Source organism: Litorilinea aerophila (genome assembly GCF_006569185.2).
Lineage (GTDB): Bacteria > Chloroflexota > Anaerolineae > Caldilineales > Caldilineaceae > Litorilinea > Litorilinea aerophila.
Genome location: NZ_VIGC02000001.1, coordinates 285,189 through 308,207 on the forward strand (window position 1 = coordinate 285,189; position 23,019 = coordinate 308,207).

Sequence of the window (23,019 nt, forward strand, 5' to 3'; positions counted from 1 at the left end):
GCCTGTTACGCCCTGGAAATGAATTGCTGGCTCAGGTGAACCGCGTCCCGGATCATGGCAGCCGCCGTGGGCAGGGGATCTTGCTCCCAGATCTTCTGGTAGAGGGTGCCGTACAGATCAGTCTGGATCTCAATGCCCATCTCCCAGCTTTGGCACTGGGCCAGGAACTCATCCTGGTCCAGCTCCATGGGCATCACCGACAGGCGGTATCCAGTTTCTTCCCGAATTGCCTGGGCCACCAGTTTGATGGTTCGATCCCGACGTTGGCTTTGCTCCAGGTCCTGAGTGGTGATGCCGGTGATCCCCGTGACCGAGATTTCCTGGAGGGTGGCCGGAATCCCCAAGACGCTGTTGGCGAGGATGACCAGCTTGTTGGCCGTGTCCCAGCCCTCCACATCCAGGGACGGATCCGCCTCGGCGATGCCACGGCGTTGTGCCTCTGCCAGGGCTTCGTCGAAGGCTCGCCCGGCGGCCATCTCGCTCAAGATGAAGTTGCTGGTGCTGTTGAAGATGCCCCGCAGGGCGAGAATCTCGGCCCCGATCAGGTCCCGCTGGCCGGTGTTGATGACCGGCAGGCCGCCACACACCGTGGCGCTGAAGGCCAGGCCGGCGCCGTGGGCCGCGGCCAGCCGGTGCAATTCCTGGTAGGCCAGGACCAGCGGCCCCTTGTTGGCCAGCACCACATGGATGCCCTGGGCCAGGGCACTCCGGACCACGCCCAGGCCTGGTTCGCCGTCCTGCAAGTTGACCGGCGTGGCTTCCAGCACCATCTGGCATGGACCTTCGACCAGCGCCTGGGCCGGGCGCTGACCGGGTCGGAACCCGGTCAGCCCGGCCACCTGGCCGCCAGCTTCTTTCCAATGCCGTACTTCGGCCGGGTCGTAGCCGGCCGGGTTAACCGCCACCCCGCTGCTGTCGGCCACACAGACCACCCGCAAGTGCACCCCGTAGCGGCGCTGCAGGCGATCTCCCCGCGTCTCCAGGATGCGCAACACCTGTTGGCCCACATGGCCCAGGCCAATCAGGCCCAAATCCACGTGCATGGTCATCCTTTACGCCTTGCCGGCGTGTTCTTTCACCAGCCGGGCAAAGCGAGCAAAGAGCAGGTCCGCATCATGGGGTCCGGGGCTTGCCTCGGGATGGTACTGGACGCAGAAGACGGGTTTGTCTTTCAGCCGCAACCCTTCCACCGTCTGATCGTTCAGATTGCGGTGGGTGATCTCCACGTTCTCCGGCAGACCTTCCTCCTGCAGGGCGTAGTTGTGGTTCTGGGCCGTGATTTGGACGTTGGTGGAATCCACGTCACTCACGGGTTGGTTGCTTCCGTGGTGGCCAAACTTGAGCTTGTAGGTCTGGCCTCCCAGGGCCAGGCCGATGATCTGGTGTCCCAGGCAGATGCCGAAGGTGGGCAGGTTGCTCTCCAGCAGCTCCTTCACCGCCTGGGCCGCGTAGGTCACAGCCGCCGGATCGCCGGGCCCATTGCTCAGGAAGATGCCGTCGGGCTTCATGGCCAGGACCGTACTGGCTGGTGTGTGGGCCGGTACCACCGTGACCCGCAGGCCGTGGCTGGTCAGGCGGCGCAGAATGTTGTGCTTGATGCCGAAATCGTAGGCCACCACCAGGGGCGCATCGCTGCTGGCCTGGCCGTGGCGGGGATCCGCGATCTCCTTGCCGGCGGGCACCGGTGTCCACTCGGAGCGGGTGCCATCCACCCAGTTGTACGGCTCCTGGCAGGTGACCTCCTGCACCAGATCCCGGCCGTCCAGCCCTTCCCAGCTTCGGGCCATGGCCAGCAACTCTTCCGCCGAATGCTGGCCGTCGGTGCTGAGGGCGGCGTGGAGCACACCTTTTTCTCGGATGCGGCGGGTGAGGGCCCGGGTGTCCACCTGGCTGATCCCCGGGATCCCGTGGCGGGCCAGGTAATCTGGCAGAGTCTCATTGGCTCGCCAGTTGGAGACTACGGGGCTCACCTCCCGCACGATGAAGGCCGTGATCTGAGGGCGGTCGCTTTCCACATCTTCCGGGTTGATCCCGGTATTGCCCACGTGGGAGACGGTCATACAGACCATCTGCCCCCGGTAGGAGGGATCGGTGATCACCTCCTGATAGCCGGTGAGGCTGGTATTGAAGACGACCTCGCCCACAACTGTGGTCGCGGCGCCAAAACCCTGCCCTTGAAAAATGGTGCCATCTTCCAGGACAAGCAGTGCATTCACGATGTTGTAACTCCTTTTTCCAACCAATTCCGATTCCAACCAATTCCGACCGAAAATAGACTCATAGCCTCTAGGCACTATGACCTGCAATTTTGATTCGGTCCACAGAGGACACAGATGGGGGACACAGATGGGGTTGGATAAAAATCTATGTTCATCTGTGCCATCTGTGGTTTTCTCCCGTTAGCCTCTGCGCACTTCCTGCTCCTGTTCCCGGCTCTCCCCTGACTTTTGCTGATATGCCAGCCGCAGGGGCTGCCACTCCCCCCACTTAAGCAGGTTGTTCCAGGCCGGCAATCGTTGGGGCGGCTCTTTAGCCGGCGCACGGGGCTGGACCAGGTCCATTAAGACGGCGACCTCGTCGCAGCGGTGGAATTTGGGGCAGTAGATACAGGCCTGCCACACTTTCGGACTGATGCTCCAGCGGTCCACCAGTTGAAAGCCCAGCCGCAGGAAAAATTTCTCCTGCAAGGTCAATGCACAGATCTGTTCGTATTCCCGCTCCCGGGCCAGGGCGATGAGCCGGTTGACCAACTGTGCGCCGATGCCCTGCCCCTGGTACTCCTCATGGATGGCCAGGGAGCGGATCTCCACCAATGTTTCGGTGAGGGGGACCAGGGAGCCGCAGCCCACCACCCGGTCCCTCTGCGCTTCATCCACGGCCACCAGCCAGTCTGCCAGAGTATGGCGGATGGCGGCTTCGCTCCGGGGCAACATCAGATTGCGCGCGGCAAAGTGATTGACCAGCGCGGCAATGGCTTCCACTTCATGTTCTTGTGCAGGGCGCACAGTGATGGGCATTTCTCCCGCTGTCCTCTGGAGGTTCTTCCTCCGACCATCCAGACCGGCCACCGGGCCAGCCTTCTCCTCCACCGGGGTAGCGCCTGCCTACAGGCGCTGTAACAGCTTGCCCACTGTCTCCACTGCCCGCTGGATCTCGGCTTCGCTGATGATCAGGGGCGGGATGAAGCGGAGGACGGTGGGGCCGGCGTTGACCAGGATCAACCCTTCTTCATAGGCCTGACTGATGAGGGGCGTCACATCCATGTCCATCTCCACGCCGATGAGGAGCCCTTTGCCCCGGATCTCCTGGATGTGGGGGCTGTTCAGCTCTTCCAGCAGGTCCACGAACAGTTTCCCCTTGCGCTGCACCCCAGCCAGGAATTGGGGATCGGCGATGCGGCTGACCACGTGGTGGGCCACGTGGGTGGTGAAGGGGTTGCCGGCAAAGGTGCTGGCGTGGTCCCCCTTGTGCATGGCATCGGCCACCTTTTGGCGCATGAGGATGGCGCCAATGGGCAGGCCGCCAGCCAGGGGCTTGGCCGCCGTCAGGATGTCCGGCGCCACGGCCGCCTCGTCGCCGTCGGCGTAGCCCTGGTAGGCCCAGAGGGTGCCGGTGCGCCCCACGCCGCACTGGACCTCGTCGTAGATGAGCAGTGCGTCGTACTCATCCGCCAGGGCCCGCAATCCCCGCAGAAATTCCGGCGTGGCCGGGTGGATGCCCCCCTCGCCCTGGATGGGCTCCACGATGATAGCGCAGACCTGTTCGTCCATCTGGGCTCGGGCGCTCTCCAGGTTGTTGAATTCGGCAAAGCGGACGCCTGGCATCAGGGGCTCGAAGGGCTCCTGGTATTTGGGACGAGGGGTCGCCGCCAGGCTGCCGAACAGTCGGCCATGGAAGGCGTTGCTGAAGGCCAGGATGTGATACTTGTCCTGGTGCCCCTTCTCCCGGGCGTAGCGGCGGGCAAACTTGAAGGCTCCTTCGTTGGCATCAGCCCCGCTCAGGCTGAAGTGCACCTTATCCGCAAAGCTGGTCTCGCAGAGGAGCTTGGCCAGCCGGGCGTGGGGTGCCGTGTGGTAGAGGTTACTCACGTGCAGGATGCCCGTGGCCGCGGCCTCGGCGATGGCCTGGTTGATCCCGGCATCCCCGTAGCCCAGGGCGTTCACCGCGATCCCGGAGACGCAATCCAGGTAGGCCTTGCCGTCGGTGTCGTACAGGGTGCAGCCCTCCCCCCGTTCCAGCACAAAAGGGGGCCGGCTGTAGACGCCGAGGACGTAGGATTGTTCCATCTCGATGATTTCTTGCTTATCCATGACCTTCTCCTTTGGTCGAGTTGGACCCCACGGCCGGGCAGCGGCCGCAGGACCTTTGGGTTGGCCGGCCCACCTACTGGGCCCCGATGATGCCTGTGCCGCCGTCCTCCTGGATGCCGGCCAGGTTGGTGATGACCGCCTGGGCCACTCCGCCGTGGACCGCGCCGATGGCGCTGCGCACTTTGGGGATCATGCCGCCTGTGATGATGCCCTCCGCGATCCACTGCTCGGCCTGATCCGCGGTGATGGCCCGGACCACCCGGCCCGCCACCAGAACGCCGGGCACGTTGCTCACGAAGATCAGCTTGATGGCGCCCAGTTTGGCGGCAATGGCCGTGGCCGCGTGATCCGCGTTGACGTTGTAGCTCAGGCCGTCCAGCGCACCAAAGCTGATGGGGCTCACCACCGGGACGATGTTGGCCGCGATCAGGCTGCGGAGCAGGTAGGGATCCACGTCCTGAATGTCGCCCACCCGACCCAAATCGCCCAGGGGGTGCCACATCTTTTCCACGTAGATGGTGCCATCGTCCACGCCGCTGATGCCCGCCGCGCGGATGCCTGCGTTCACCAGAGCCCGGACCACCCGCTTGTTCATGAGTCCGCTGAGCACCATTTCAGCCACGTCCATGCTGGCTTCGTCGGTGATCCGCAGGCCTTCCAGGAAGCGGGGTTCCAGCCCCAGGCGCTGCTGGTACTGGGCAATGGTCTTGCCGCCGCCGTGGACGATCACCGGGAAATGGCCGGCCTCCAGGATGCGGCGCACGGCCAGGACCAGCCCCTCCAGGAAGGCGTCGTCGTCCAGTTCGTTGCCCCCCACCTTGACCACGACGATGTACTTCTCGTCCACATCCTCTGGGTTTGCGTTGCTGTTGTGCACCAAGGGTTTCATTCGCTTCAATCCCGCTTTCATCTACGCCGGCCTGTTTCTGCCCGAGCCGGTCCGAGAGCCAGACCCATGCCAACCGTTACGGCCGGGCCTCAGAGCAACCCCAACGTCTCGTCCAGGCCCACGGCGATGTTGAAATTCTGGATGGCCTGTCCGCTCGCCCCCTTCACCAGGTTGTCCAGAGTGGCCACGATGATGTATTCTGTACCATCGGGTCGGTCTGGGTCGGCCGGCGTAATGCTGATGGCGCAGCGGTTGCTGTGGACCGTATGGCGCAGGGTGGCAATCTGGCCGGGCGGCAGCAGGTGGATGAACGGTTCGCCGGCGTAGGTCTCGTGGTAGAGCTGGCGGATATCTGCCTCGGTCACCCCTTCTGGCACCGTTACGTAGATGGTGCTGAGGATGCCTCGATTTACGGGCAACAGGTGGGGCGAGAAGAGGAAGCGATAGGGCTGGCCATTGGCGCGAGCGCCGTTCAGGATCAGCTCCATTTCGGCGATGTGACGGTGGCGATGGCCGATGTTGTAGGGTGTCATGTTCTCGTTGGCTTCTGTGAAGCTGTACAGAAGCTTGGTCTGCCGCCCTGCGCCGCTGACGCCGCTCTTGCTGTCCACAATGACCAGGGGGCTCAGCCAGCCAGCCTTGGCCAGGGGATAGAGGGCCAGGTTGACGCTGGTGGGGTAGCAGCCGGGGTTGGCGATGAGCTGGGCGTTCCGGATCTGGGCGCGGTTGATCTCGCACAGGCCGTAGACGAACTCCGTCAGCAGGTCCGGCGCGGTGTGGGGGACGCCATACCAGCGTTCATAGGCCCGGGCATCTTTCAGGCGGAAGTCGGCGCTCAGATCGATCACCCGCACCCCAGTGGCCTTGACCGCGCGTACCGGCTCAATGGAGGCGGCGTGGGGCAGACACAGGAAGACCACATCCACCTCGTCGGCCCGCTCCAGCGCTTCCTCCAGGGTGATCAGGGGGTAATCCCAGGGGACGGCATGGACGTCGGAAAGGCGCTTGCCGGGGCTGCTCTGGCTGGTGATCCAGCCCACTTCCATCTGGGGATGGCGGTGGATCAGTTGAACCAGTTCGATGCCGGTGTACCCGGTGGCACCGGCGATTCCTGCTCTGTACATGTTGGGCGTTGTTCCTCCATGTCGCTGGCAGCAGAGAGGGAGCTCTGCCTTCAAATAAAAAAGCTCTCCATCTGGAGAGCTTTGCTTTGGTGTACCGTGGACGTCCGCGCGCAAAGTTCCAGATTATTCATCCGGCAACAGACAGGCGGCGCCTGGAGCGAAGCTGTTTTTGAGTGGTTTTGGACCCAATCATGCCAGTCTTCATGATTTTGGAAGTTTAACATGTCGCCGGGTCGGTGTCAATAACCGGCCATTTTGTTTGATGGTTTAGAATTCATCGATTGGCAATCCATCTTCAAACGCGCATAGAAGGGAAGGTCATGGCAGATCAACAGGTAGCCCAGGGCCCAGGGGCCCATCGGCGCCGAACCATCGTCTTTCTGGTTCGGCATGGGGAGACGGAAGGGAATGTGCAGCGGGTGTGGCACGGCTCCATGGACGCGCCGTTGACCCCGCGGGGCGAGATGCAGGTGGCTGCCACGGCCCGGCGCGTGGTGGAGTTGGCCCGCCGCTATCCCATCCAGGCTTTTTATGTGTCTCCCCTGCCCCGGGCCCAGAGCACCGCGGCCGCCATTGCCCGGGCGTTAGGGCAGGATCCGGAGGTGGAGGCGGATTTACGGGAGTTTGATCTGGGGGCGTGGGAAGGACGCAGCTTCCAGGAGTTACGGGAGGTTGAGGATCTCTGGGGGCGGTGGGCGCAGGATCCAGACTTTGCTCCGCCCCAAGGGGAATCCCCCCGTTCCTTCAACCGACGGGCCACAGCCGTGGTGGAGCGCCTGGCTAAGCGTCATCCAGGCCAGGTGATCCTGGTGGTGACCCATGGCGGCATCATCTGCAACGCCCTGGCCAACTGGATCGGGGATGGTCCTGAGGATTGGCGGCGCTGGGATCCCCACAACTGCGCCATCACCATGTTGGTGCGGGAGGGAGACATCTGGAAGGCTGTCTTTGTCAACGACATTGGGCATCTCCCGCCGGAAGCCATCGACGATGAGTTTACCATCAACGGCGATGAATTCCGCTGAGCGTCGCTCGCCGACACCCTACCGGCCACTTGCCTCACGGTGTAGGGACTTCAACGCTTCATCAGCCGGGCTGAAGCCTTCCTTTTACGGCCGCGTACGCCCCAATCCCGTGGGCAAAGCCCGCTGGATGGTGACGGTACCATTAAGGTGGCGGCAGGCGCTGTTCCCTGGGAACAGGACGACCAAAGGTCAGTCTGTCAACAAAACATGTTGATTGAAGCTAAATTGGGTGTTGAAATTGATGGTTGAAGCTGATATAATACGACTGAAAGTTGCCGAGGTGGGAGGCTCCCTCCCGCCCTTTTTTTATCAGCCAGGGCCACTCCCCAGGTGTGTCCTGCCTGCCACAGGATGGATGCATTCGGTGATAGCGAGGGACGGCAGGGGTTGTGCCGGCACCAGGATGCTGTGGGGTGTTTCACGTGAAACATCCCCGGCAAGCAGGGGCGCGGCTGATGACCATGGGGAAGTGGTGGCCCCAGGGACTGGTAACGTTACCGGTGAGGATGATGGGCGTGTTTGAGGGATCGGGCGCCGGGGCCCAGGTCAATCCCCCCGTGATGGATTATGAGGGCAGCCCCTATCGGACTGAGTTTTGGGAAGGCCAGGGGCGGGAATACGAGGACGCGGTTGAGCGCCTCGCCCTCCAGGCCCTCCTACCATCGTCGGGTGGCCGGTTGGTGGAGGTGGGGGCCGGGTTTGGCCGGCTTGCGGACCTCTACCTGGGCTATGACCAGGTGATCCTGTTCGATTACAGCCGTACCTTGCTACAGGAGGCGGTTCGGCGGTGGGGACACGATCCCCGCTTTCTCTTCGTGGCCGGCAACCTGTACCAGCTGCCGCTGGCCAGCGGGGTGGCTGATGCCCTGGTGATGGTTCGGGTCATGCACCACCTGGCCGATGTGCCCCGTGCCCTGGCCCAGATTTACCGGGTACTCCATCGGGAGAGTGTGGCCGTCCTGGAGTATGCCAACAAGCGTCATCTGAAGGCCCTGTTGCGCTGGCTGACCGGCCGACAGCGCTGGTCACCCATGGACCCCAGCCCGGTGGAGTTTGTAAAGCTGAATTTCGACTTTCATCCTGCCTGGATGTGGGAGCAATTTGCGCGCGCCCGGCTGGTTCCGGCGCGTCAGCTGGCTGTCTCCCATTTCCGGGTTCCCTGGCTCAAACGCTGGGTGCCTGCCAGGTCCCTGGCCCGTCTGGATCGGCTGCTTTTTACCGTAGGTGGGCGTTATCCCCTGTCGCCCAGTGTCTTCGTCCAGGTGCGTCCCCAGGGGGCCGAAGCCCCCCGGTATGCTGGCGTCCAGGCCGTCAACGACCTCCTGGCCTGCCCATTCTGTGGCATGGAAGGGAACTTTGTCCTGACCCAGGAGGATCGCCTTTTCTGCCGTTCCTGTGGAACCGGCTATGCCCGGCGGGATGGCATCTGGGATTTCAAGGAGCCGGTAGATTCTCTTTAGTAAATCCCGGTAGAAATTCGCCGATGGTTTCTACCAGCGGTAGCGCCGCCGAAGTTCTGCCGTGGTATTTACGCCAGACTGTACGAGCCAGATCGGATGGCAATCCAGTCGGTTGGAGAGGGAAACTATTTCGGCTCAGATTCGTTCTTCAAGTAGGAGGTGCCCCCTTTAGGGGATGTTAGTGGGAAGTGGATAGCTGTATTTACTGCGAAAAATCATCATCGTACTCTGTTTGGAATTGTTGCCACCACATTTTCGTTGGAATCCCTTTATTATCTCTTGTTCGGGGCTTGAATTGTGGCTTGTGCAACGACCTGTCTGATTGCTAAATGGGGGAAATAAAAACAGCAATGGCCAAGCAAAGACGACTCAATGTCTCTGTAGATGACGAGATGGAGCTGGACTCCGCGCTGACCTCGGAGGCGGATCTGGACGCCGATGAGGAGGTCAGGCGCCTGGGCGACGAAGCGGACCTGGGGCTGGACGACGTGGCGGAGGCCGGTGAGGAGCTTTCTGCGCTCAGCCCCGAGGCAGCCCTGGAGTATTTGCTCAATCTGGGGCGCACCCAGGGATACGTCACCTATGACGATGTCCTGCAGGTCATGCCCGAGGCCGAGAACAACATGGATCAGCTGGAGGATATCTTCGCGGCCCTCTTTGAGCAGGGGATCGAAGTGGGTCAGGCGCGCGAGGATGAGCCGGACGACCTGAGCGATGGCGATGGCGATGCCGGTGAGGATGACGCGTTTGACCTGAGCCAGATCGAGATCGACGATTCCATCAGCCTCTACCTCAAGGAGATTGGCCGGGTCCCCCTGCTCACCGCGGAGGAAGAAGTGGCCCTGGCCAAGCGCATGGAAAAGGGCCGGGAGGCACGCAAGGCCCTGGCCCAGGGCGTCGACGACTGGGAGGAGCGGGAGCGGCTGCTCTGGTATGTCCGGGATGGGCAGGCGGCCCAGGAGCACCTGATCAAGGCCAACAGCCGTCTGGTGGTCAGCGTGGCCAAGAAATATGTGGGCCGTGGTGTCCCCTTCCTGGACCTGATCCAGGAGGGCAACATCGGCCTCATCCGGGCGGTCAAGAAGTTCGACTATCGCCGGGGCTATAAGTTCAGCACCTATGCCACCTGGTGGATCCGCCAGGCGGTAACCCGGGCCATCGCCGATCAGGGGCGCACCATCCGGGTGCCGGTACACATGTACGAGCAGATCAACCGTCTGACCCGTACCAGCCGGCAGCTGGTCCAGGAGCTGGGCCGGGATCCTACCACTGAGGAGATCGCCGACGAGCTGGGTGTGACGCCCCGCAAGGTGGAACACATCATGCGGGTGAGCCAGCGCCCCTTGAGCCTGGAGATGCCCGTGGGTGAGGAAGAGGACAGCTATCTGGGCGACTTCATTGAGGATGAGGACGCCGATGCGCCCGGCGAGGCTGCCGGCCAGCAGCTCCTGCGGGAGGTGATCGACGAAATCTTCCAGAGCCTCACCCCCCGGGAGGTGCGCATCCTCCAGCTTCGCTTCGGCCTGGTGGATGGCTACTGCTACACCCTGGAAGAGGTGGGTAAGAAGTTCGGTGTCACCCGAGAGCGCATCCGCCAGATTGAAGCCCAGGCCTTGAGCCGGCTGCGCCATCCCAGCCGCAGCCGCAAACTGCGGGACTATCTCTAATTCGTGCCTGACCAATGTTTCACGTGAAACAGAGGGGGCGGCCCGATACGGGCCGCCCCCTCTGTTTTTATTGGGTGCAACTGTGGGTGATTGGGGTCAGATGCCCAGCCGGTTGCGCCGGAGGATTTCCGCCGTGGCCTGGGCCGTGGTGACCTGGTGGCCGGGCAGGGGCAGGATGCGCTCGTGGATGGTGTCGATGATCCACTCCTTCTGGGGAAAGAAAGCTTCCTCCAGCTCGGCCGGCGGCGTGATCCAATTCCGGGCGCCCACCACAGCCACCGGCCCATCCAGATAGTCAAAGGCCAGTTGGCTGATGTTGGAGGCCATGGTGTGCAGGAACGATCCCCGTTCACAGGCGTCAGAGGCCAGCACCACCTTCCCCGTCTTCTTGACCGAGTCCACGATTTTCTCGTAGTTCAACGGATTGATGAAGCGGGCGTCAATCACCTCCGCTGAGAGATCGTAGCGCTCGGCCAGCTCATCGGCCGCCTCCAGGGCCCGGTAGAGGGTAGCGCCGATGGTCACAATGGTGAGGTCGGTACCCTCTCGCCGGATGGCCGGCTCACCCATCTCCACCTCGTAATACTCCACCGGTACACCGCCCGGCACCAGGATTTCCGGCTCCGGGTAGAGGCGCTGGCTCTCGAAGAAGACCACCGGATCGGTGCCTCGCAGGGCCAGGTTTAACATGCCCTTGGCGTCGTACGGGGTAGCCGGGAACATGACCTTGAGCCCTGGAATGTGGGCCACCAGGGAGCTCCAATCCTGGGAGTGCTGGGCGCCATATTTGGAGCCCACCGAGACCCGCAGCACCATGGGCATGGTCAGCAGCCCACCGGACATGCCCTGCCATTTGGCCATCTGGTTGAAGATCTCATCGCCAGCCCGCCCCATGAAGTCACAGTACATGAGCTCGGCCACCACCCGGCCGCCGCTGATGGCATAGCCCACCGCTGCCCCCACGATAGCCGCCTCAGAGATGGGGGTGTTGAAGAGACGATGGTAGGGCAGACATTCGGTCAGGCCCCGGTACACGCCAAAGGCGCCGCCCCAATCCCGGTTTTCCTCGCCAAAGGCGATCATGGTGGGGTCCTCGTAGAAGCGGTGGATCATGGCCTCGAAGAGGGCTTCAGCGTAGGTGAGGCAGCGCAGCTTGGGCAGGGGCCGGCCGTTCTCATCCAGGCCAAAACGGCTTTTGGCCTGCAACACCTTGAGCCGGGTCTCCTCCTTGGGCAGCAGTACCTCCGGTGTGCCCTCTGCCAACCGGTCCCGCACCTGGTTCGAGAACATGAGCTCGCCGATAGCGTCACTTTGTACGCTGATGCGGGGAGAAATCTCGTCCGAAATGGCCGCTGGCAGGATGTGCACCAGCCGTTCCACGATCTCTTCGTGGTAGGCATCCAGCTGGCCCTCGTCGGCGTGGCCATACTCCAACAGGTAGTGCCGAAAGCCCTGAAGCGCGTCCTGCTGCATCCAGAGATCGATCTCTTCCTTGGTACGGTACGCGGAGGCATCTGAAGGAGAATGGCCGGAGAAACGGTAGGTGACCGTATCCAACAGCACCGGGCCACGCCCTTCCTCCAGGATCTTGCGCTTGCGCTCGATGGCGTCGGCCACAGCCAGCGGATTGTAGCCGTCGATCCGTTCGGCGTGCATGGCTTCCGGGTTGACGCCCAGGCCCACCCGGGCCAGGATTTCAAAGCCCATGGTTTCGCCCTTGGGCTGGCCACCCATGCCGTAGAAGTTGTTGACAAAGTTGAAGAGCATGGGCGGCGCACCCCCGATTTCCGGATCCCACAGGGTACGATACTGGTCCATGGCCGCCAGCATCATGGCCTCCCAGACGGGCCCACAGCCCATGGAGGCGTCCCCGATGTTGGCGATCACGATGCCGGGGCGCCGGTTGATGCGCTTGAAGAGGGCGGCGCCGGTGGCGATGTCGGCCGAACCGCCTACGATGGCGTTATTGGGCATCACGCCGAAGGGTGGGAAAAAGGCGTGCATGGAGCCGCCCATCCCCTTGTTGAAGCCGTTTTCCCGGCCGAAGATCTCGGCCATGGCGCCGTAGAGGACGTAGTTGATGGCCAAATCCCTGACATCGCCGTGGCCGTTGCCCAGGCCCTCCACCACCCGCAGGGCGGCGCCGCCCATGTACGACTCCATGATGCTCAGCAGCTCCACCTCGTCCAGCTTCTGGATGGCCGAGAAGCTCTTGGCCAGGATCTCCCCATGGCTGCGATGGGAACCAAAGATGAAATCGTCCGGCGTGAGGTGGTAGCATTGGCCAACCGCCGCCGACTCCTGGCCGATGGATAGGTGGGCAGGCCCCCGGTGATTGTACTCGATGCCGTGGTAGTTGCCTTCCCGTTTGATGCGATCCAACATGGTCTCGAACTCGCGGATGAAGACCATGTCCCGGTACATGCGTACCAGGTTTTCAGAGCCATACTTCTCGGCCTCAGCTTTGGGGTCGGACACGTAGGCGTTGATCGGTATCTCCGGTGCACGGAGGACGCCTGGTTTACGCACTTCGGCCGGATCAATGGTAATTGCTTTGGTCATGGGTTCCCTCTACTCGTAATTTCTGCCCACAAATCACTTCGCGTGCCTGTTTGATTTCCAATTTCCTGCTGTCGAAACCACAGATGGTTCTGCTGCGAAAAGGCCAAATAGGACGCTGACCCACGCAGATGAACGCCGATTCGACCATGCTCTCCTGTGTTTCTTTGTGTCCTTGCGCCTTTGCGTTAAAAAATGCCCTTTTTGCAGAGAAGTCCCAGATGGTCCTCCAGCAGAAAGGATGCTGCTCCTACAGGGCCAGCAAGGTTTCCAGCCCGGCGATGCCTCGAGCCAGTGCCTGCAGGAAGCGGGCGCCCGGGGCCCCGTCCACGGCCTGGTGGTTCAACGTTAACGACAGGCCCAGATGGGGAATGAACTGGACCTCGCCCTCCACTTCCACCGCTTTCAGCTCGATACTGCCGACGCCCAGAATGGCCACCTGGGGGGGATTGAGGATGGGGGTGAAGCGTTCGATGCCCAAACTGCCCAGATTGGTCACCGTGAAGGTCCCGCCGTTCAGCTCATCCGGCGTGATGGAACCTTCCTGGCAGGCGGTGGAGAGGCGCTTGCTGGCCCGGCTCAGCTCTCGCAGGGAGAGAACATGGGCCCGACGAATGACCGGCACCATGAGCCCTCGGGGCGTATCCACGGCGAAACCCAGGTGCACAGCCCGGTAGCGGGTGATGGTCTCGCCATCGTACCAGGCGTTGAGGTCGGGGAATTGGAGCAAAACCCGGGAAACGGCGAAGAGGACCAGATCGTTGATGGTCACCCCTTGCAGTTCCAACGCCGGTTCGCTCTCCTTGAGCCGTCGCCGATAGGCCAGCAGGGCCCGGGCATCGGCTGAGGCATGGAGGGTCAACTGGGCGGTGCTCTGCAGGGAGTGGAGCATCCGCTCGGCAATCACTTTGCGAATGCCCCGTACCGGGATCCGTTCCAGCACGTCGTCCTCGGCACCGGCCGCTGCCGGGGACGGTGCGGGGGACACCACGGCCTCCAGGTCCCTGGACATCACCCTGCCGCCGGGACCGGTACCCCGGCCAGGCGCTCGGTAGCCGCCCGTCTCCACCATGGCCTTGGCCACGGGGCTCAGGCGGGGCTGGGCGGCCAGGGCCGCTTCCACATCCCGTTCGATGATGCGCCCGCCAGGGCCGGTACCCTGCACGCCGGTCAGGTCAATCTGGCGCCGGGCGGCCAGGTTGCGAGCCCGGGGCGAGATGGCTTGGGGAGGGGCAGCGGGAGCGGCGGATGCCTGATCCATCCCTTCCGCCGGGGCTTCTTGAACTGGTGCTTCTTCTGAAGGGGCAGGAGGGGCGGCCTCTGTCTGGCTTGCCGAACCCCCTTCCTGGGGGCGCAGGTGGCTGATGTCTTCGCCAGGTGTGCCGATGGCTGCGATGTTGGTCAGGACAGGAACCAATTCTCCTTCCGGGTAGAAACGGGCCAGGAGCGTCCCGGAAACGGGGCTTTCCACCTCCATCACCGCCTTGTCTGTCTCCACTTCGCAGAGCACGTCGCCTTCCTGGACAGGATCGCCTTCTTCTTTTTTCCACTCGACAATAATGCAGCTTTCCACCGATTGCCCCTGTTTGGGCATCACTACTGGAGTTGCCATGGTATCTTTATCGCTCCTACGTTCTGTTGAAGGCTTATCTTTTCCGGGGTGGTGGGGCTGGCCGTGGACCTTTCAGCCGTTTCTCTACGTTTCCCTTGGGCCTAGAATCCTGTCGTGTCCGATGTGATGTCCCTGTCATGCCCCTTGAAAAGCCGCCAGGTCGACCCCGGCGATCGACGCCACCACCCGGGATGGCTGATAGGGAAAGCGGTCTACGTCTTCCCTTTGGGTGACCCCTGTTAGCACCAGGATGGTGTCCATGCCGCTGCTGAGGCCCGCCACGATGTCAGTGTCCATCCGGTCGCCGATCATGACCGTCTCCTCGGAATGGGCGCCCAGGTAATTCAAAGCCGTACGCATCATCAAGGGGTTGGGCTTGCCGATGAAAAACGGGCTGACACCTGTTACCTTCTCGATAAGCGCAGCCATGGCGCCACAGGCAGGCACGATGCCTTGCTCTGACGGGCCGGCCGGATCGGGGTTGGTGGCCACAAAGCGGGCGCCGTCCAGAATCAGGCGGATGGCCTTGGTGATGTGGTTGAGGTTGTAGCTGTGGGTCTCTCCCAGCACCACGTAGTCCGGCTCGTAGTCGGTGAGCACATACTCGATGTCGTGGAGGGCCTGGGTGAGGCCACTTTCGCCGATGACAAAGGCCTTTCCCCTGGGACGCTGGGCATGGAGAAAGCGGGCCGTCGCCATGGCCGAGGTAAAGATTCGTTCGGCGGGGACTTCCAGGCCCGCGGTGTGGAGGCGATGGGCCAGGTCCCGGGGCGTGTAGAGGGGGTTGTTGGTGAGCACCAGGTAGGGGATGCCCGTCTCGTTCAGATGGGCGATGAAATCGCCGGCACCTGGGATGGCCGTGCGCCCTTTGACCAGTACGCCGTCCATGTCCATCAGTACGTTTTTATAGGGTGGCATGGGAGCTAACCTCGTCTGTTTTCTATCAAGTCCTGTTGACGTCCGCCTATCTCCCGGCGATGGTTCGACGATGGGTCGCCGTGTTGATATCGTGTCCTATTCTGGTCGGTCCTTCTGGAAGGCGGCGAGCCGGGCGTGAATGGGCGCCAATGCCCTGTAGGCATCTGTGTAGATTTGGACCAGCCCGTCATAGAGCGGCACCGCTTCTGGCTGTGGATGGAAGGTCTCCACCACCTGGCTATGGGCCGCCGCCATGGACCAGTCAAACAGGCCCACAGCCACGCCCCCGGCCACGGCTGCCCCCCAACTGGTGGCCTCACTCTTGAGGGACAGGGTCTGAACGGGCAAGTTCAGGCAGTTGGCCAGGATTTGGCACCACAGCCCACTCCGGCTGCCCCCGCCAATGAGGCGGAGGGCTGAAACGTGGGGAAGCTGGGGCCGCAGCGCATCAAAAATCAGGCGCAGGTTGAAGGCGACGCCCTCCAGGACGGCCCGGGCCATCTCAGCCTCCCCGTGGCCCATGGTCAGGCCCACAAAGGCGCCCCGGGCCTGGGGGTTCCAAAAGGGGCTGCGTTCGCCCAACAGGTGGGGAAGGAAAAGAACTCCATCGGCGCCGACAGGGGCTTGGGCTGCCAACCTGTCCAGCTGATCCGACTCTCCCGCAAGTCGCTGCCAGGCCCAGTCCCGGGCGCCGCCCGCGGCCTGCATGGTGCCCATGGGGCAGTAGCGTTCCGGGTGGAGATGGTGAAAGGTAAAGGTGCGCTGTTGAGGATCCAGGATGGGGCGTGGGGTGCTGACGCTGATCCAGGCCGACGAGCCGATGTAGGCATAGGCGGCCCCGGGCTCCACCACCCCTGCGCCCACGCCCGCACAGGCGCCATCGCCGCCGCCGATGACCACCGGCGTGCCCTCGGCCAGGCCCGTGGCTTGGGCTGCCTCCGGGGTGACATGGCCGATGATGGCGGTAGACGGGTAGAGGGGAGGCAAGGTGTCGGGCGGGATCTCCAACTGTGCCAGCCAGGCTTCGTTCCAGCAGCGCTCTTCCAGGTCGAAGAGCAACGTTCCCGAAGCGTCCGAGTAGTCTGTCGCCCGCTGTCCTGTCAGGCGAAAGGCCAGGTAATCCTTGGGCTGCAGGAAGGTCGCCGTGGCCTGAAAGATCTCGGGCTGGTGGTGCCGAATCCACAAGATTTTGGCCCCGGTATAGGCCGGGCTGACCCGATGGCCGGTGACCTGATAGATGGTGTCCGCGCCCAGGAGCGCGGCCATGTGGTGGGCCTCATCCTGGGCCCGTTGATCGGCCCAGATGATGCAGGAGCGGAGGGGATGGCCGGCCTGATCCACCGGCAGGCAGCCCATCATGTGGCCGCTGAAGCTGACGGCGGCCACCGCTTCGGGCTTTGCACCCGCCTCGGCCAGCAGGCGTTGGGTGGTCTGGCAGAGGGCCTGCCACCACTCCTGCGGATCTTGTTCAGCCCAGTTGGGGCGAGGATAGGCGGTGGGATAAGCATGGAAGGCACTACCCAGCAGAGAGCCGTCCCTGTCGAAGAGACTGGCTTTGTTGCCGGTAGTGCCCAGGTCATGGGCCAGGATCAGCCGCTTTTCAACCATGGTCCTTTTGCAATCTCTTCGTAAATTTGCCTGGTAAATCTGTCTGGTAAATCGGTACGGGTCAATCTGTCTTGAGGTGCCGTTGGTTCCGGGAAAGGGTCGATCAACGAGTGGCCCCGCGAGGGCCCAACCTCAGGCAGCCGAAACCGCGACTCCTCTGCACGTCCGGTCCTGTCTGGTGCGGTGAAGCTGGCTTGAGTATAACATTGCCCCAAACCAATGGCAAACGATCGGACAGATTTCTTGTCGAAGGCTTTTGAAATTAAGGCAAAGTTGAAACTCAGGTGGGTTGCAAAAGATGTAATATTGTGATAAATTTACTAATGTCTTACGATTTACTTCCGATATCGAATCTTCCATTATCTGCCCGGTTCCCGGCTGGAAATCCATGTTTCCCCCGCTGGATCGGTTTCGGGTGGGCGTGCAGCTTTGGGCCCACGACGGGACCGAATTGCGACCGGGATACGTCCAGACGGCTCCAGTAGCCTGCGTGCACCGACATCCGCGTGCGCCATGTACAGCATTAACCTCCTACGTGCGCCTGACGCGCGCCCACAAACTGTACGCCGACAAGAGGCTAAACCATGCATGATTCTGTCGATCCCCGCAGCAAGATGGTCGAGATTGCCGGCCTTCTCTACGAGCGCCACCTGACCAACAGTGCAGGCGGCAACTTGAGCTGTCGTGTGGGCGATCACATCTATATCACACCCCGGTATCTAGGCAGCAAGCACCGCTGGAAGCTGCGGGAGGAGATGATCCTGGTCTTCGACCGGGATTTCAATATTTTGGAGGGGGATCCGGCCCTGGTGAGCCGGGAAAGTCGGATGCATTTCGGCTGTTACCGCCACTTTCCCCAGATCAACGGCGTGATCCACGCCCACCCCCGCTACCTGAATGTCTTCGCGGCGGCGGGCAAACCGGTCACGCCCACCAACCAGTACACGGAAAAATTCGACCCGGTCGAGGTGGTCCCCAACCTGCCCTCCCACAGCCAGGAGCTGGCGGATGCCGTGGTGGCCAAGCTTCAGCCCCGGGCAGAAACCCTGGCCAAAAATGGCCTGGGCCTGATCCTGGCCTGGCACGGGGTGGTAACCGTAGGCCGAGACCTGGACGACGCCTACGACACCCTGGAGCGGCTGGAGTGGAGCGCCCAGACGTTGCTGTGGGCCCGGGCCTGCAACCTGGAGTTGAGGCCGTAGCGGTCCATGATTCTGACGGTCACCCTGAACCCCACCATCGACCGGGTTCTGTTCATCCAGGATTTTGCCCTGGGGGATGTGGTCCGGGCGGAGCGGGAAGTGGTTTCGCCCAGCGGCAAGGGGATCGACGTCTCCCTGATCGTTCAGGAGTTGGGCGGCGTGACCCGGGCCATCGCCCTCAACGCCGGCTACAGCGGCCAGATTTTGGCCGCCCTGTTGGCAGAGCGGCAACTTCCCTGCGACTTCGTGCCGGCTCATGGCCACACCCGGATGGCCTGCCTCCTGACGGAGCAGGCCACCGGCCGCCAGTCCACCATTCTGGCGCCCACGCTGGTGGGCGAGCCGGCCCATCTGACCCAGGTGGTGGCCCGCCTGGAGGCACTGGCGCCCGCCGCCTGGGGGGTGGCCTGCGCCGGCAGCATCCCGCCGGGCCTCCCGGCGGACAGCTACAGGACGTTGATCCTCGCTGGTCGCCGCCATGGCCTGGTGACCCTGCTGGACGCGTCCGGGCCAGGGCTTCGGGCCGGCGTCGCCAGCCAGCCGGATATCCTCAAGGTCAACCTGCGGGAGCTGGCCGAGCTTGTGCCGGAGGTGGGGGCATGGCGTCAGGCGCTGATGACGAAGGAGCAGGCCGCCGATTTTCCTGCTCGCCTGGAGGCACTAGCCCGTTTGCTGGCGGGGCAGTGGCCCATCCTGGCCACCCAGGCCCTGGTGGTGACCCTGGGGAGCCAGGGTTTGGTGGCCTTCACCCACCAGGGCCGCTACCACGTGCCGGCGCTGGATGTGCCGGTGGTCAGCCCGGCCGGCGCCGGGGATGCCGTCAGCGCGGGCATCCTGTTGGCTCGCAGCCAGGGGAAGCCGTGGGATGAAGCCCTGGCGCTGGGCACGGCTGCTGCCGCTGCCGTGGTGATGAACGAAGGCACCGCCGTCTGCACACGACAACAGGTGGAGACACTGCTGCCCCAGGTCCACGTGTTGTCTCTGTAACATCTCTTCAACCTGCAATCGCTTTCTAAAACAACATTGGGGTTTGCTATCGGATGAACGATTCTCGTTCGCAGCCACTCCTCAGCCTGCGCAACATTACCAAGACCTTTCCTGGCGTGGTGGCCCTGGACCATGTCCAGTTCGATGTGCGCGCCGGCGAGGTCCACGCCCTGTTGGGCGAAAACGGTGCCGGCAAATCCACCCTGATCAAGCTCATCGCCGGCGCCTACCAGCCCGACCAGGGAGAAATCTTCTTCCAGGGCCGCCCGGTGACCATCGACAGCCCGCGCACCGCGGCCGAGCTGGGCGTGGCGGTGATCTATCAGGAAACCAGCCTCTACCCCGAGCTGACCGTGGCCGAGAACATCTTCATGGGGCGCCACCCACGGGGGGCCCTGGGCAGGGTGGACTGGAAGCGCATGGCCCGGGAGGCCGAAGCCATCTTCCAGGCCATGGAGGTGGAGATCGACGTGGGGCGCAAGGTGGGGCAACTGACCGTGGGCAACCGGCAGCGGGTGGAAATTGCCAAGGCCCTGAGTCAACAGGCTCGGGTCCTCATCATGGACGAGCCCACCGCCGCCCTCACCGCCCGGGACGTCGAGACCCTCTTCCAGATCGTGCGGCGACTGCGGGAGCAGGGGGTGGGGATCATCTACATCAGCCACCGCCTGGAGGAGGTCTTCGAGCTGGCCGACCGGGTCACGGTACTGCGGGACGGCAAGTATGTGGACACCCTGGATGTGGCTGATGCCACCCCGGCCCGGTTGATCAGCATGATGGTGGGCCGTAGCCTGGACACCCTCTTCCCCAAGGTGGAGGTTCCCAGGGGCGAACCCATCCTGGAGGTGCAGGGGTTGACCCGGGCAGGCGTGGTGGAGGACATCAACCTGACGCTCCATCAGGGAGAGATCCTGGGGTTGAGTGGTCTGGTGGGGTCCGGGCGCAGCGACCTGGCCCAGATCCTCTTTGGCGTCCACCCACCGGATGCCGGCGAGATCCGGATCAATGGCCGGCCGGTGCGCATCGGCTCGCCCCAGGCCGCCATGCAGATGGGCATCGCCTATGTCTCCGAAGACCGGCAGCGCCTGGGCCTGATTTTGCCCATGACGGTCAAGGAGAACAGCAGCCTGGCCATCCTCACCCAGCTGGCCCGTTTTGGCTTCGTGCGGGTGCGCCAGGAAGAGCGTCTGGTGCAGGAGGTGGTGGAGAAGCTCCAGGTGCGTACGCCCAGCATTCACCAACGGGTCGCCAATCTGTCGGGCGGGAATCAACAGAAGGTGGTGCTGGCCAAATGGCTTCTCTGTCGGCCCCAGGTGCTGATCCTGGATGAGCCCACCCGGGGCATCGACGTGGGCGCCAAGGCCGAGATCCACCGTCTGATGAGCGAGCTGGCCAGCCAGGGGATCGGCATCATCATGATCTCCAGCGAGCTGCCGGAAATTTTGGGCATGAGCGACCGGGTGCTGGTCATGCGCCGGGGCCGCATCGTGGCCGAGTTCCCCCGGGCCGAAGCTACCCAGGAGAAAATCATTGCCTGGGCGATTTCGGATCGCCCGGTAGCCGAGAGTGCAGGTAGTGCGCCATGATTCGACAACGTGCAGATGTCCGGCCGGACACCGTGGGCTGGTTTTCCCTGGAACGATTCACCCAGGAAACGGTGTTGGCCATCTTTCTGATAGTCCTGATCGCTGTTTTATCATTCATTCGCCCCGACTTCCTACAGTCGCGGAATGTGCTCTCCATCCTGTTGGACAGCAGCCACGTGGCCGTGGCCGTGGTGGGCATGACCCTGGTCATCGTGGCCGGCGGAATCGACATTTCGGTGGGCTCCATGCTGGCCGTATGCGCGGTGGTGGGCGGGCTGCTGGCCCAGGCGGGTGTGCCCATCCCGGTGGCCCTGGCTGCCATTGTCCTGAGTGGGACGGTGATCGGCTTTATCAACGGCGCGCTGGTGGTGTGGGGCGGGATTCCCTCCATCATCGTCACCCTGGGCATGCTGAGCATCCTGCGGGGCGCGGTGGTGCTGGTCACCGGCGGATCCTGGATCCGCAATCTGCCGCCAGGATTCTACATCGGCCAGGCGCGGCTGGCTGGAATTCCGGTGCCCATCCTGGTGGCGGCGGTGGTGGTATTGGCTGCCGCCCTCTGGCTGCGCTATGCCCCCTTGGGGCGCTACTTCTATGCCGTGGGGGCCAACCGGGAAGCCGCCCGCCTGACCGGCATTCCGGTGAAGCGGATTCAGATGGCCAGCTTCATCCTCAACGGGACCCTCATCGGCGTGGCCGCCCTCATCTTTGCCACACGCTTCAGCGCCATCCAGACCAACAGCGGCGTCGGCTTCGAGCTTCTGGTCATCACCGCGGCGGTGGTGGGAGGCGTTAGCATCATGGGCGGCAGCGGCACGGTGTGGGGCGCGCTGCTGGGCGTGCTCCTGCTCAATGTCATCGGCAGCGGGCTGGTCTTCTTGCGGGTGAGCGCCTACTGGTTCCAGGCGGTGCAGGGGACCTTGATCCTGTTGGCCGTGGTCTTTGATATTGTGCGCAAACGACGTCTGGGTGAACTATGAGCGATCCAATGGTCAAAGAACCTGCCATGGCCGAAACGGCCCTGCCCACCGCCAGGCCGGGGAAACTTTCCCGCACCTGGATCAGCCAGGAGAGTATCCTGCTGGTCATTCTGCTGGTCATTGTGCTGGTCCTTTCCCGGCTCAGCGACCGCTTCCTGACCGCGGGCAATCTCCTCAACCTGACCCGGTTCTTCGCTGAGATTGGCCTGATGGCCCTGCCCATGACCCTCATCATCATCAGCGCCGGGATCGACCTCTCGGTGGGGAGCATCTTTGGCTGGAGCGCGGTCATGCTGGGATTTGCCTGGCAGGTCTGGGGCTTTCCCCTGCCTGTGGCCATCGTCATCTGCCTGGTGACCGGCGTGGTGGCCGGCCTGTTGAACGGCTGGCTGGTGGCCCACATCAAGGTGCCCCCCCTCATTGCCACCCTGGCCACCCTGGCCATCTACCGGGGCATGGCCCTGGGCATCAGCCAGGCCCGCCCCATCAGCGGCTATCCGGACTGGTTCGAGTTCTTCGGCCAGGGCAGCATCGGCCCTCTGCCCACCCAGTTTGTGGTGCTGATCCTCTTTACCGTGGTGGTGGCCATTTTTCTGGCCCGCACGCCCTGGGGACGCTACATCTACGCCATCGGCCACAACGCCGAGGCGTCCCTCTTTTCCGGTATCCCCGTGGCCCGGATGTTGATGGCCATCTACACCTTCAGCGGCTTCATGGCCAGCCTGGCCGCCTTCATCTTCGTCAGCCGGGTGACTACCACCCGGGCCGACGCCGGCACCGGCCTGGAGCTGGATGTCATCGCCGCGGTGGTGCTGGGCGGCACCAGCATCTATGGTGGCCAGGGGTCCATCCTGGGCACCATCCTGGGGCTGGTTATCATCGCTCTCTTGCGCAACGGCCTGAGCCTGGCTGGCGTGCGGGGGGATGCCACCGTGGTGGTCATCGGTGCCACCCTGATCCTGGCCGTCTTCCTGAACCGGGTCTTGCGGGGGGAGAAGGGGGACGCTCGTTAGGGATGCCTTCGGTTGGCAGCGAGCCTGCTCGGCAGGCGCCCGCTGCCGCTGATGGATATTTTTCGCCTGTCGTGAACGA

At 63.2% G+C, this 23,019-nt stretch carries 18 protein-coding genes; 8 read left to right on the forward strand and 10 right to left on the reverse strand.

From position 1 onward, the window contains the following. Positions 1-5: 5 nt before the first annotated feature. From FKZ61_RS01095 to argC, 6 genes are all read right to left on the reverse strand, one after another. On the reverse strand, positions 6-1,043 hold the full coding sequence (locus FKZ61_RS01095) for a homoserine dehydrogenase (RefSeq protein WP_141608214.1): 1,038 nt from the start codon (positions 1,041-1,043) through the stop codon (positions 6-8). Between the two features lie 9 nt (positions 1,044-1,052). Continuing rightward, the gene (carA, locus tag FKZ61_RS01100) at positions 1,053-2,216 is read right to left on the reverse strand and encodes a glutamine-hydrolyzing carbamoyl-phosphate synthase small subunit (protein ID WP_141608215.1); all 1,164 of its coding nucleotides are present in this window, start codon (positions 2,214-2,216) and stop codon (positions 1,053-1,055) included. A gap of 183 nt (positions 2,217-2,399) precedes the next feature. Next, positions 2,400-3,017, reverse strand: a complete 618-nt coding sequence (locus FKZ61_RS01105; RefSeq protein WP_141608216.1) for a GNAT family N-acetyltransferase — start codon at positions 3,015-3,017, stop codon at positions 2,400-2,402. Between the two features lie 87 nt (positions 3,018-3,104). Further along, positions 3,105-4,310, reverse strand: a complete 1,206-nt coding sequence (locus FKZ61_RS01110) for an aspartate aminotransferase family protein (protein ID WP_141608217.1) — start codon at positions 4,308-4,310, stop codon at positions 3,105-3,107. Positions 4,311-4,383: 73 nt separating this feature from the next. Continuing rightward, positions 4,384-5,199, reverse strand: a complete 816-nt coding sequence (gene argB / locus FKZ61_RS01115; protein ID WP_141608218.1) for an acetylglutamate kinase — start codon at positions 5,197-5,199, stop codon at positions 4,384-4,386. An 89-nt stretch (positions 5,200-5,288) separates the two neighbouring features. Next, positions 5,289-6,323 (reverse strand): N-acetyl-gamma-glutamyl-phosphate reductase, encoded by a 1,035-nt coding sequence (gene argC, locus FKZ61_RS01120; protein ID WP_141608219.1) that lies wholly within the window; start codon positions 6,321-6,323, stop codon positions 5,289-5,291. A 320-nt stretch (positions 6,324-6,643) separates the two neighbouring features. Here argC and FKZ61_RS01125 point away from each other — a divergent pair, with 320 nt between their 5' ends. From FKZ61_RS01125 to rpoD, 3 genes are all read left to right on the forward strand, one after another. Beyond that, entirely contained in the window at positions 6,644-7,348 is a 705-nt protein-coding gene (locus FKZ61_RS01125) for a histidine phosphatase family protein (protein WP_141608220.1), read from the forward strand. Positions 7,349-7,863: 515 nt separating this feature from the next. Beyond that, positions 7,864-8,808 (forward strand): methyltransferase domain-containing protein, encoded by a 945-nt coding sequence (locus tag FKZ61_RS01130; RefSeq protein WP_170199038.1) that lies wholly within the window; start codon positions 7,864-7,866, stop codon positions 8,806-8,808. A gap of 488 nt (positions 8,809-9,296) precedes the next feature. Further along, on the forward strand, positions 9,297-10,475 hold the full coding sequence (gene rpoD / locus FKZ61_RS01135; RefSeq protein ID WP_141608267.1) for an RNA polymerase sigma factor RpoD: 1,179 nt from the start codon (positions 9,297-9,299) through the stop codon (positions 10,473-10,475). Positions 10,476-10,571: 96 nt separating this feature from the next. Here rpoD and FKZ61_RS01140 read toward each other — a convergent pair whose 3' ends face one another. From FKZ61_RS01140 to xylB, 4 genes are all read right to left on the reverse strand, one after another. Beyond that, positions 10,572-13,037: an alpha-ketoacid dehydrogenase subunit alpha/beta gene (locus tag FKZ61_RS01140; RefSeq protein WP_141608222.1), complete on the reverse strand. Its 2,466-nt coding sequence runs from the start codon at positions 13,035-13,037 to the stop codon at positions 10,572-10,574. A gap of 247 nt (positions 13,038-13,284) precedes the next feature. After that, positions 13,285-14,646 (reverse strand): dihydrolipoamide acetyltransferase family protein, encoded by a 1,362-nt coding sequence (locus tag FKZ61_RS01145; protein ID WP_141608223.1) that lies wholly within the window; start codon positions 14,644-14,646, stop codon positions 13,285-13,287. A gap of 135 nt (positions 14,647-14,781) precedes the next feature. Beyond that, positions 14,782-15,564: an HAD-IIA family hydrolase gene (locus tag FKZ61_RS01150; protein WP_141608224.1), complete on the reverse strand. Its 783-nt coding sequence runs from the start codon at positions 15,562-15,564 to the stop codon at positions 14,782-14,784. Positions 15,565-15,660: 96 nt separating this feature from the next. Next, the gene (xylB, locus tag FKZ61_RS01155; protein ID WP_141608225.1) at positions 15,661-17,172 is read right to left on the reverse strand and encodes a xylulokinase; all 1,512 of its coding nucleotides are present in this window, start codon (positions 17,170-17,172) and stop codon (positions 15,661-15,663) included. Between the two features lie 584 nt (positions 17,173-17,756). Between xylB and FKZ61_RS01160 the strand changes: the two genes are divergently transcribed. Genes FKZ61_RS01160 through FKZ61_RS01180 form a run of 5 tightly spaced genes read left to right on the forward strand, consistent with a single transcriptional unit; the run spans position 17,757 to position 22,940 of the window. Then, the gene (locus FKZ61_RS01160) at positions 17,757-18,374 is read left to right on the forward strand and encodes a class II aldolase/adducin family protein (protein ID WP_141608226.1); all 618 of its coding nucleotides are present in this window, start codon (positions 17,757-17,759) and stop codon (positions 18,372-18,374) included. Between the two features lie 6 nt (positions 18,375-18,380). Further along, positions 18,381-19,361, forward strand: a complete 981-nt coding sequence (locus FKZ61_RS01165; RefSeq protein WP_141608227.1) for a 1-phosphofructokinase family hexose kinase — start codon at positions 18,381-18,383, stop codon at positions 19,359-19,361. A 53-nt stretch (positions 19,362-19,414) separates the two neighbouring features. Then, positions 19,415-20,947 carry a sugar ABC transporter ATP-binding protein gene (locus FKZ61_RS01170; RefSeq protein WP_141608228.1) on the forward strand — a complete coding sequence of 511 codons (1,533 nt, stop codon included), beginning with the start codon at positions 19,415-19,417 and terminating at the stop codon, positions 20,945-20,947. Further along, positions 20,944-21,927, forward strand: a complete 984-nt coding sequence (locus FKZ61_RS01175; protein WP_141608229.1) for an ABC transporter permease — start codon at positions 20,944-20,946, stop codon at positions 21,925-21,927. Before FKZ61_RS01170 ends, FKZ61_RS01175 begins: the two co-directional genes overlap by 4 nt. Positions 21,928-21,935: 8 nt before the next feature. Continuing rightward, the gene (locus FKZ61_RS01180) at positions 21,936-22,940 is read left to right on the forward strand and encodes an ABC transporter permease (protein ID WP_211358347.1); all 1,005 of its coding nucleotides are present in this window, start codon (positions 21,936-21,938) and stop codon (positions 22,938-22,940) included. Positions 22,941-23,019 lie beyond the last annotated feature (79 nt).

Excerpts from the sequence above, each read along its gene's own strand:
- FKZ61_RS01095 (WP_141608214.1), bottom strand. The coding sequence starts at position 1,043 with ATGCACGTGGATTTGGGCCTGATTGGCCTGGGCCATGTGGGCCAACAG.
- FKZ61_RS01105 (WP_141608216.1), bottom strand. The coding sequence starts at position 3,017 with ATGCCCATCACTGTGCGCCCTGCACAAGAACATGAAGTGGAAGCCATT.
- FKZ61_RS01110 (WP_141608217.1), bottom strand. The coding sequence starts at position 4,310 with ATGGATAAGCAAGAAATCATCGAGATGGAACAATCCTACGTCCTCGGC.
- argB (WP_141608218.1), bottom strand. The coding sequence starts at position 5,199 with ATGAAACCCTTGGTGCACAACAGCAACGCAAACCCAGAGGATGTGGAC.
- argC (WP_141608219.1), bottom strand. The coding sequence starts at position 6,323 with ATGTACAGAGCAGGAATCGCCGGTGCCACCGGGTACACCGGCATCGAA.
- FKZ61_RS01125 (WP_141608220.1), top strand. The coding sequence starts at position 6,644 with ATGGCAGATCAACAGGTAGCCCAGGGCCCAGGGGCCCATCGGCGCCGA.
- FKZ61_RS01140 (WP_141608222.1), bottom strand. The coding sequence starts at position 13,037 with ATGACCAAAGCAATTACCATTGATCCGGCCGAAGTGCGTAAACCAGGC.
- FKZ61_RS01145 (WP_141608223.1), bottom strand. The coding sequence starts at position 14,646 with ATGGCAACTCCAGTAGTGATGCCCAAACAGGGGCAATCGGTGGAAAGC.
- FKZ61_RS01150 (WP_141608224.1), bottom strand. The coding sequence starts at position 15,564 with ATGCCACCCTATAAAAACGTACTGATGGACATGGACGGCGTACTGGTC.
- xylB (WP_141608225.1), bottom strand. The coding sequence starts at position 17,172 with ATGGTTGAAAAGCGGCTGATCCTGGCCCATGACCTGGGCACTACCGGC.
- FKZ61_RS01160 (WP_141608226.1), top strand. The coding sequence starts at position 17,757 with ATGCATGATTCTGTCGATCCCCGCAGCAAGATGGTCGAGATTGCCGGC.
- FKZ61_RS01165 (WP_141608227.1), top strand. The coding sequence starts at position 18,381 with ATGATTCTGACGGTCACCCTGAACCCCACCATCGACCGGGTTCTGTTC.
- FKZ61_RS01170 (WP_141608228.1), top strand. The coding sequence starts at position 19,415 with ATGAACGATTCTCGTTCGCAGCCACTCCTCAGCCTGCGCAACATTACC.
- FKZ61_RS01175 (WP_141608229.1), top strand. The coding sequence starts at position 20,944 with ATGATTCGACAACGTGCAGATGTCCGGCCGGACACCGTGGGCTGGTTT.
- FKZ61_RS01180 (WP_211358347.1), top strand. The coding sequence starts at position 21,936 with ATGGTCAAAGAACCTGCCATGGCCGAAACGGCCCTGCCCACCGCCAGG.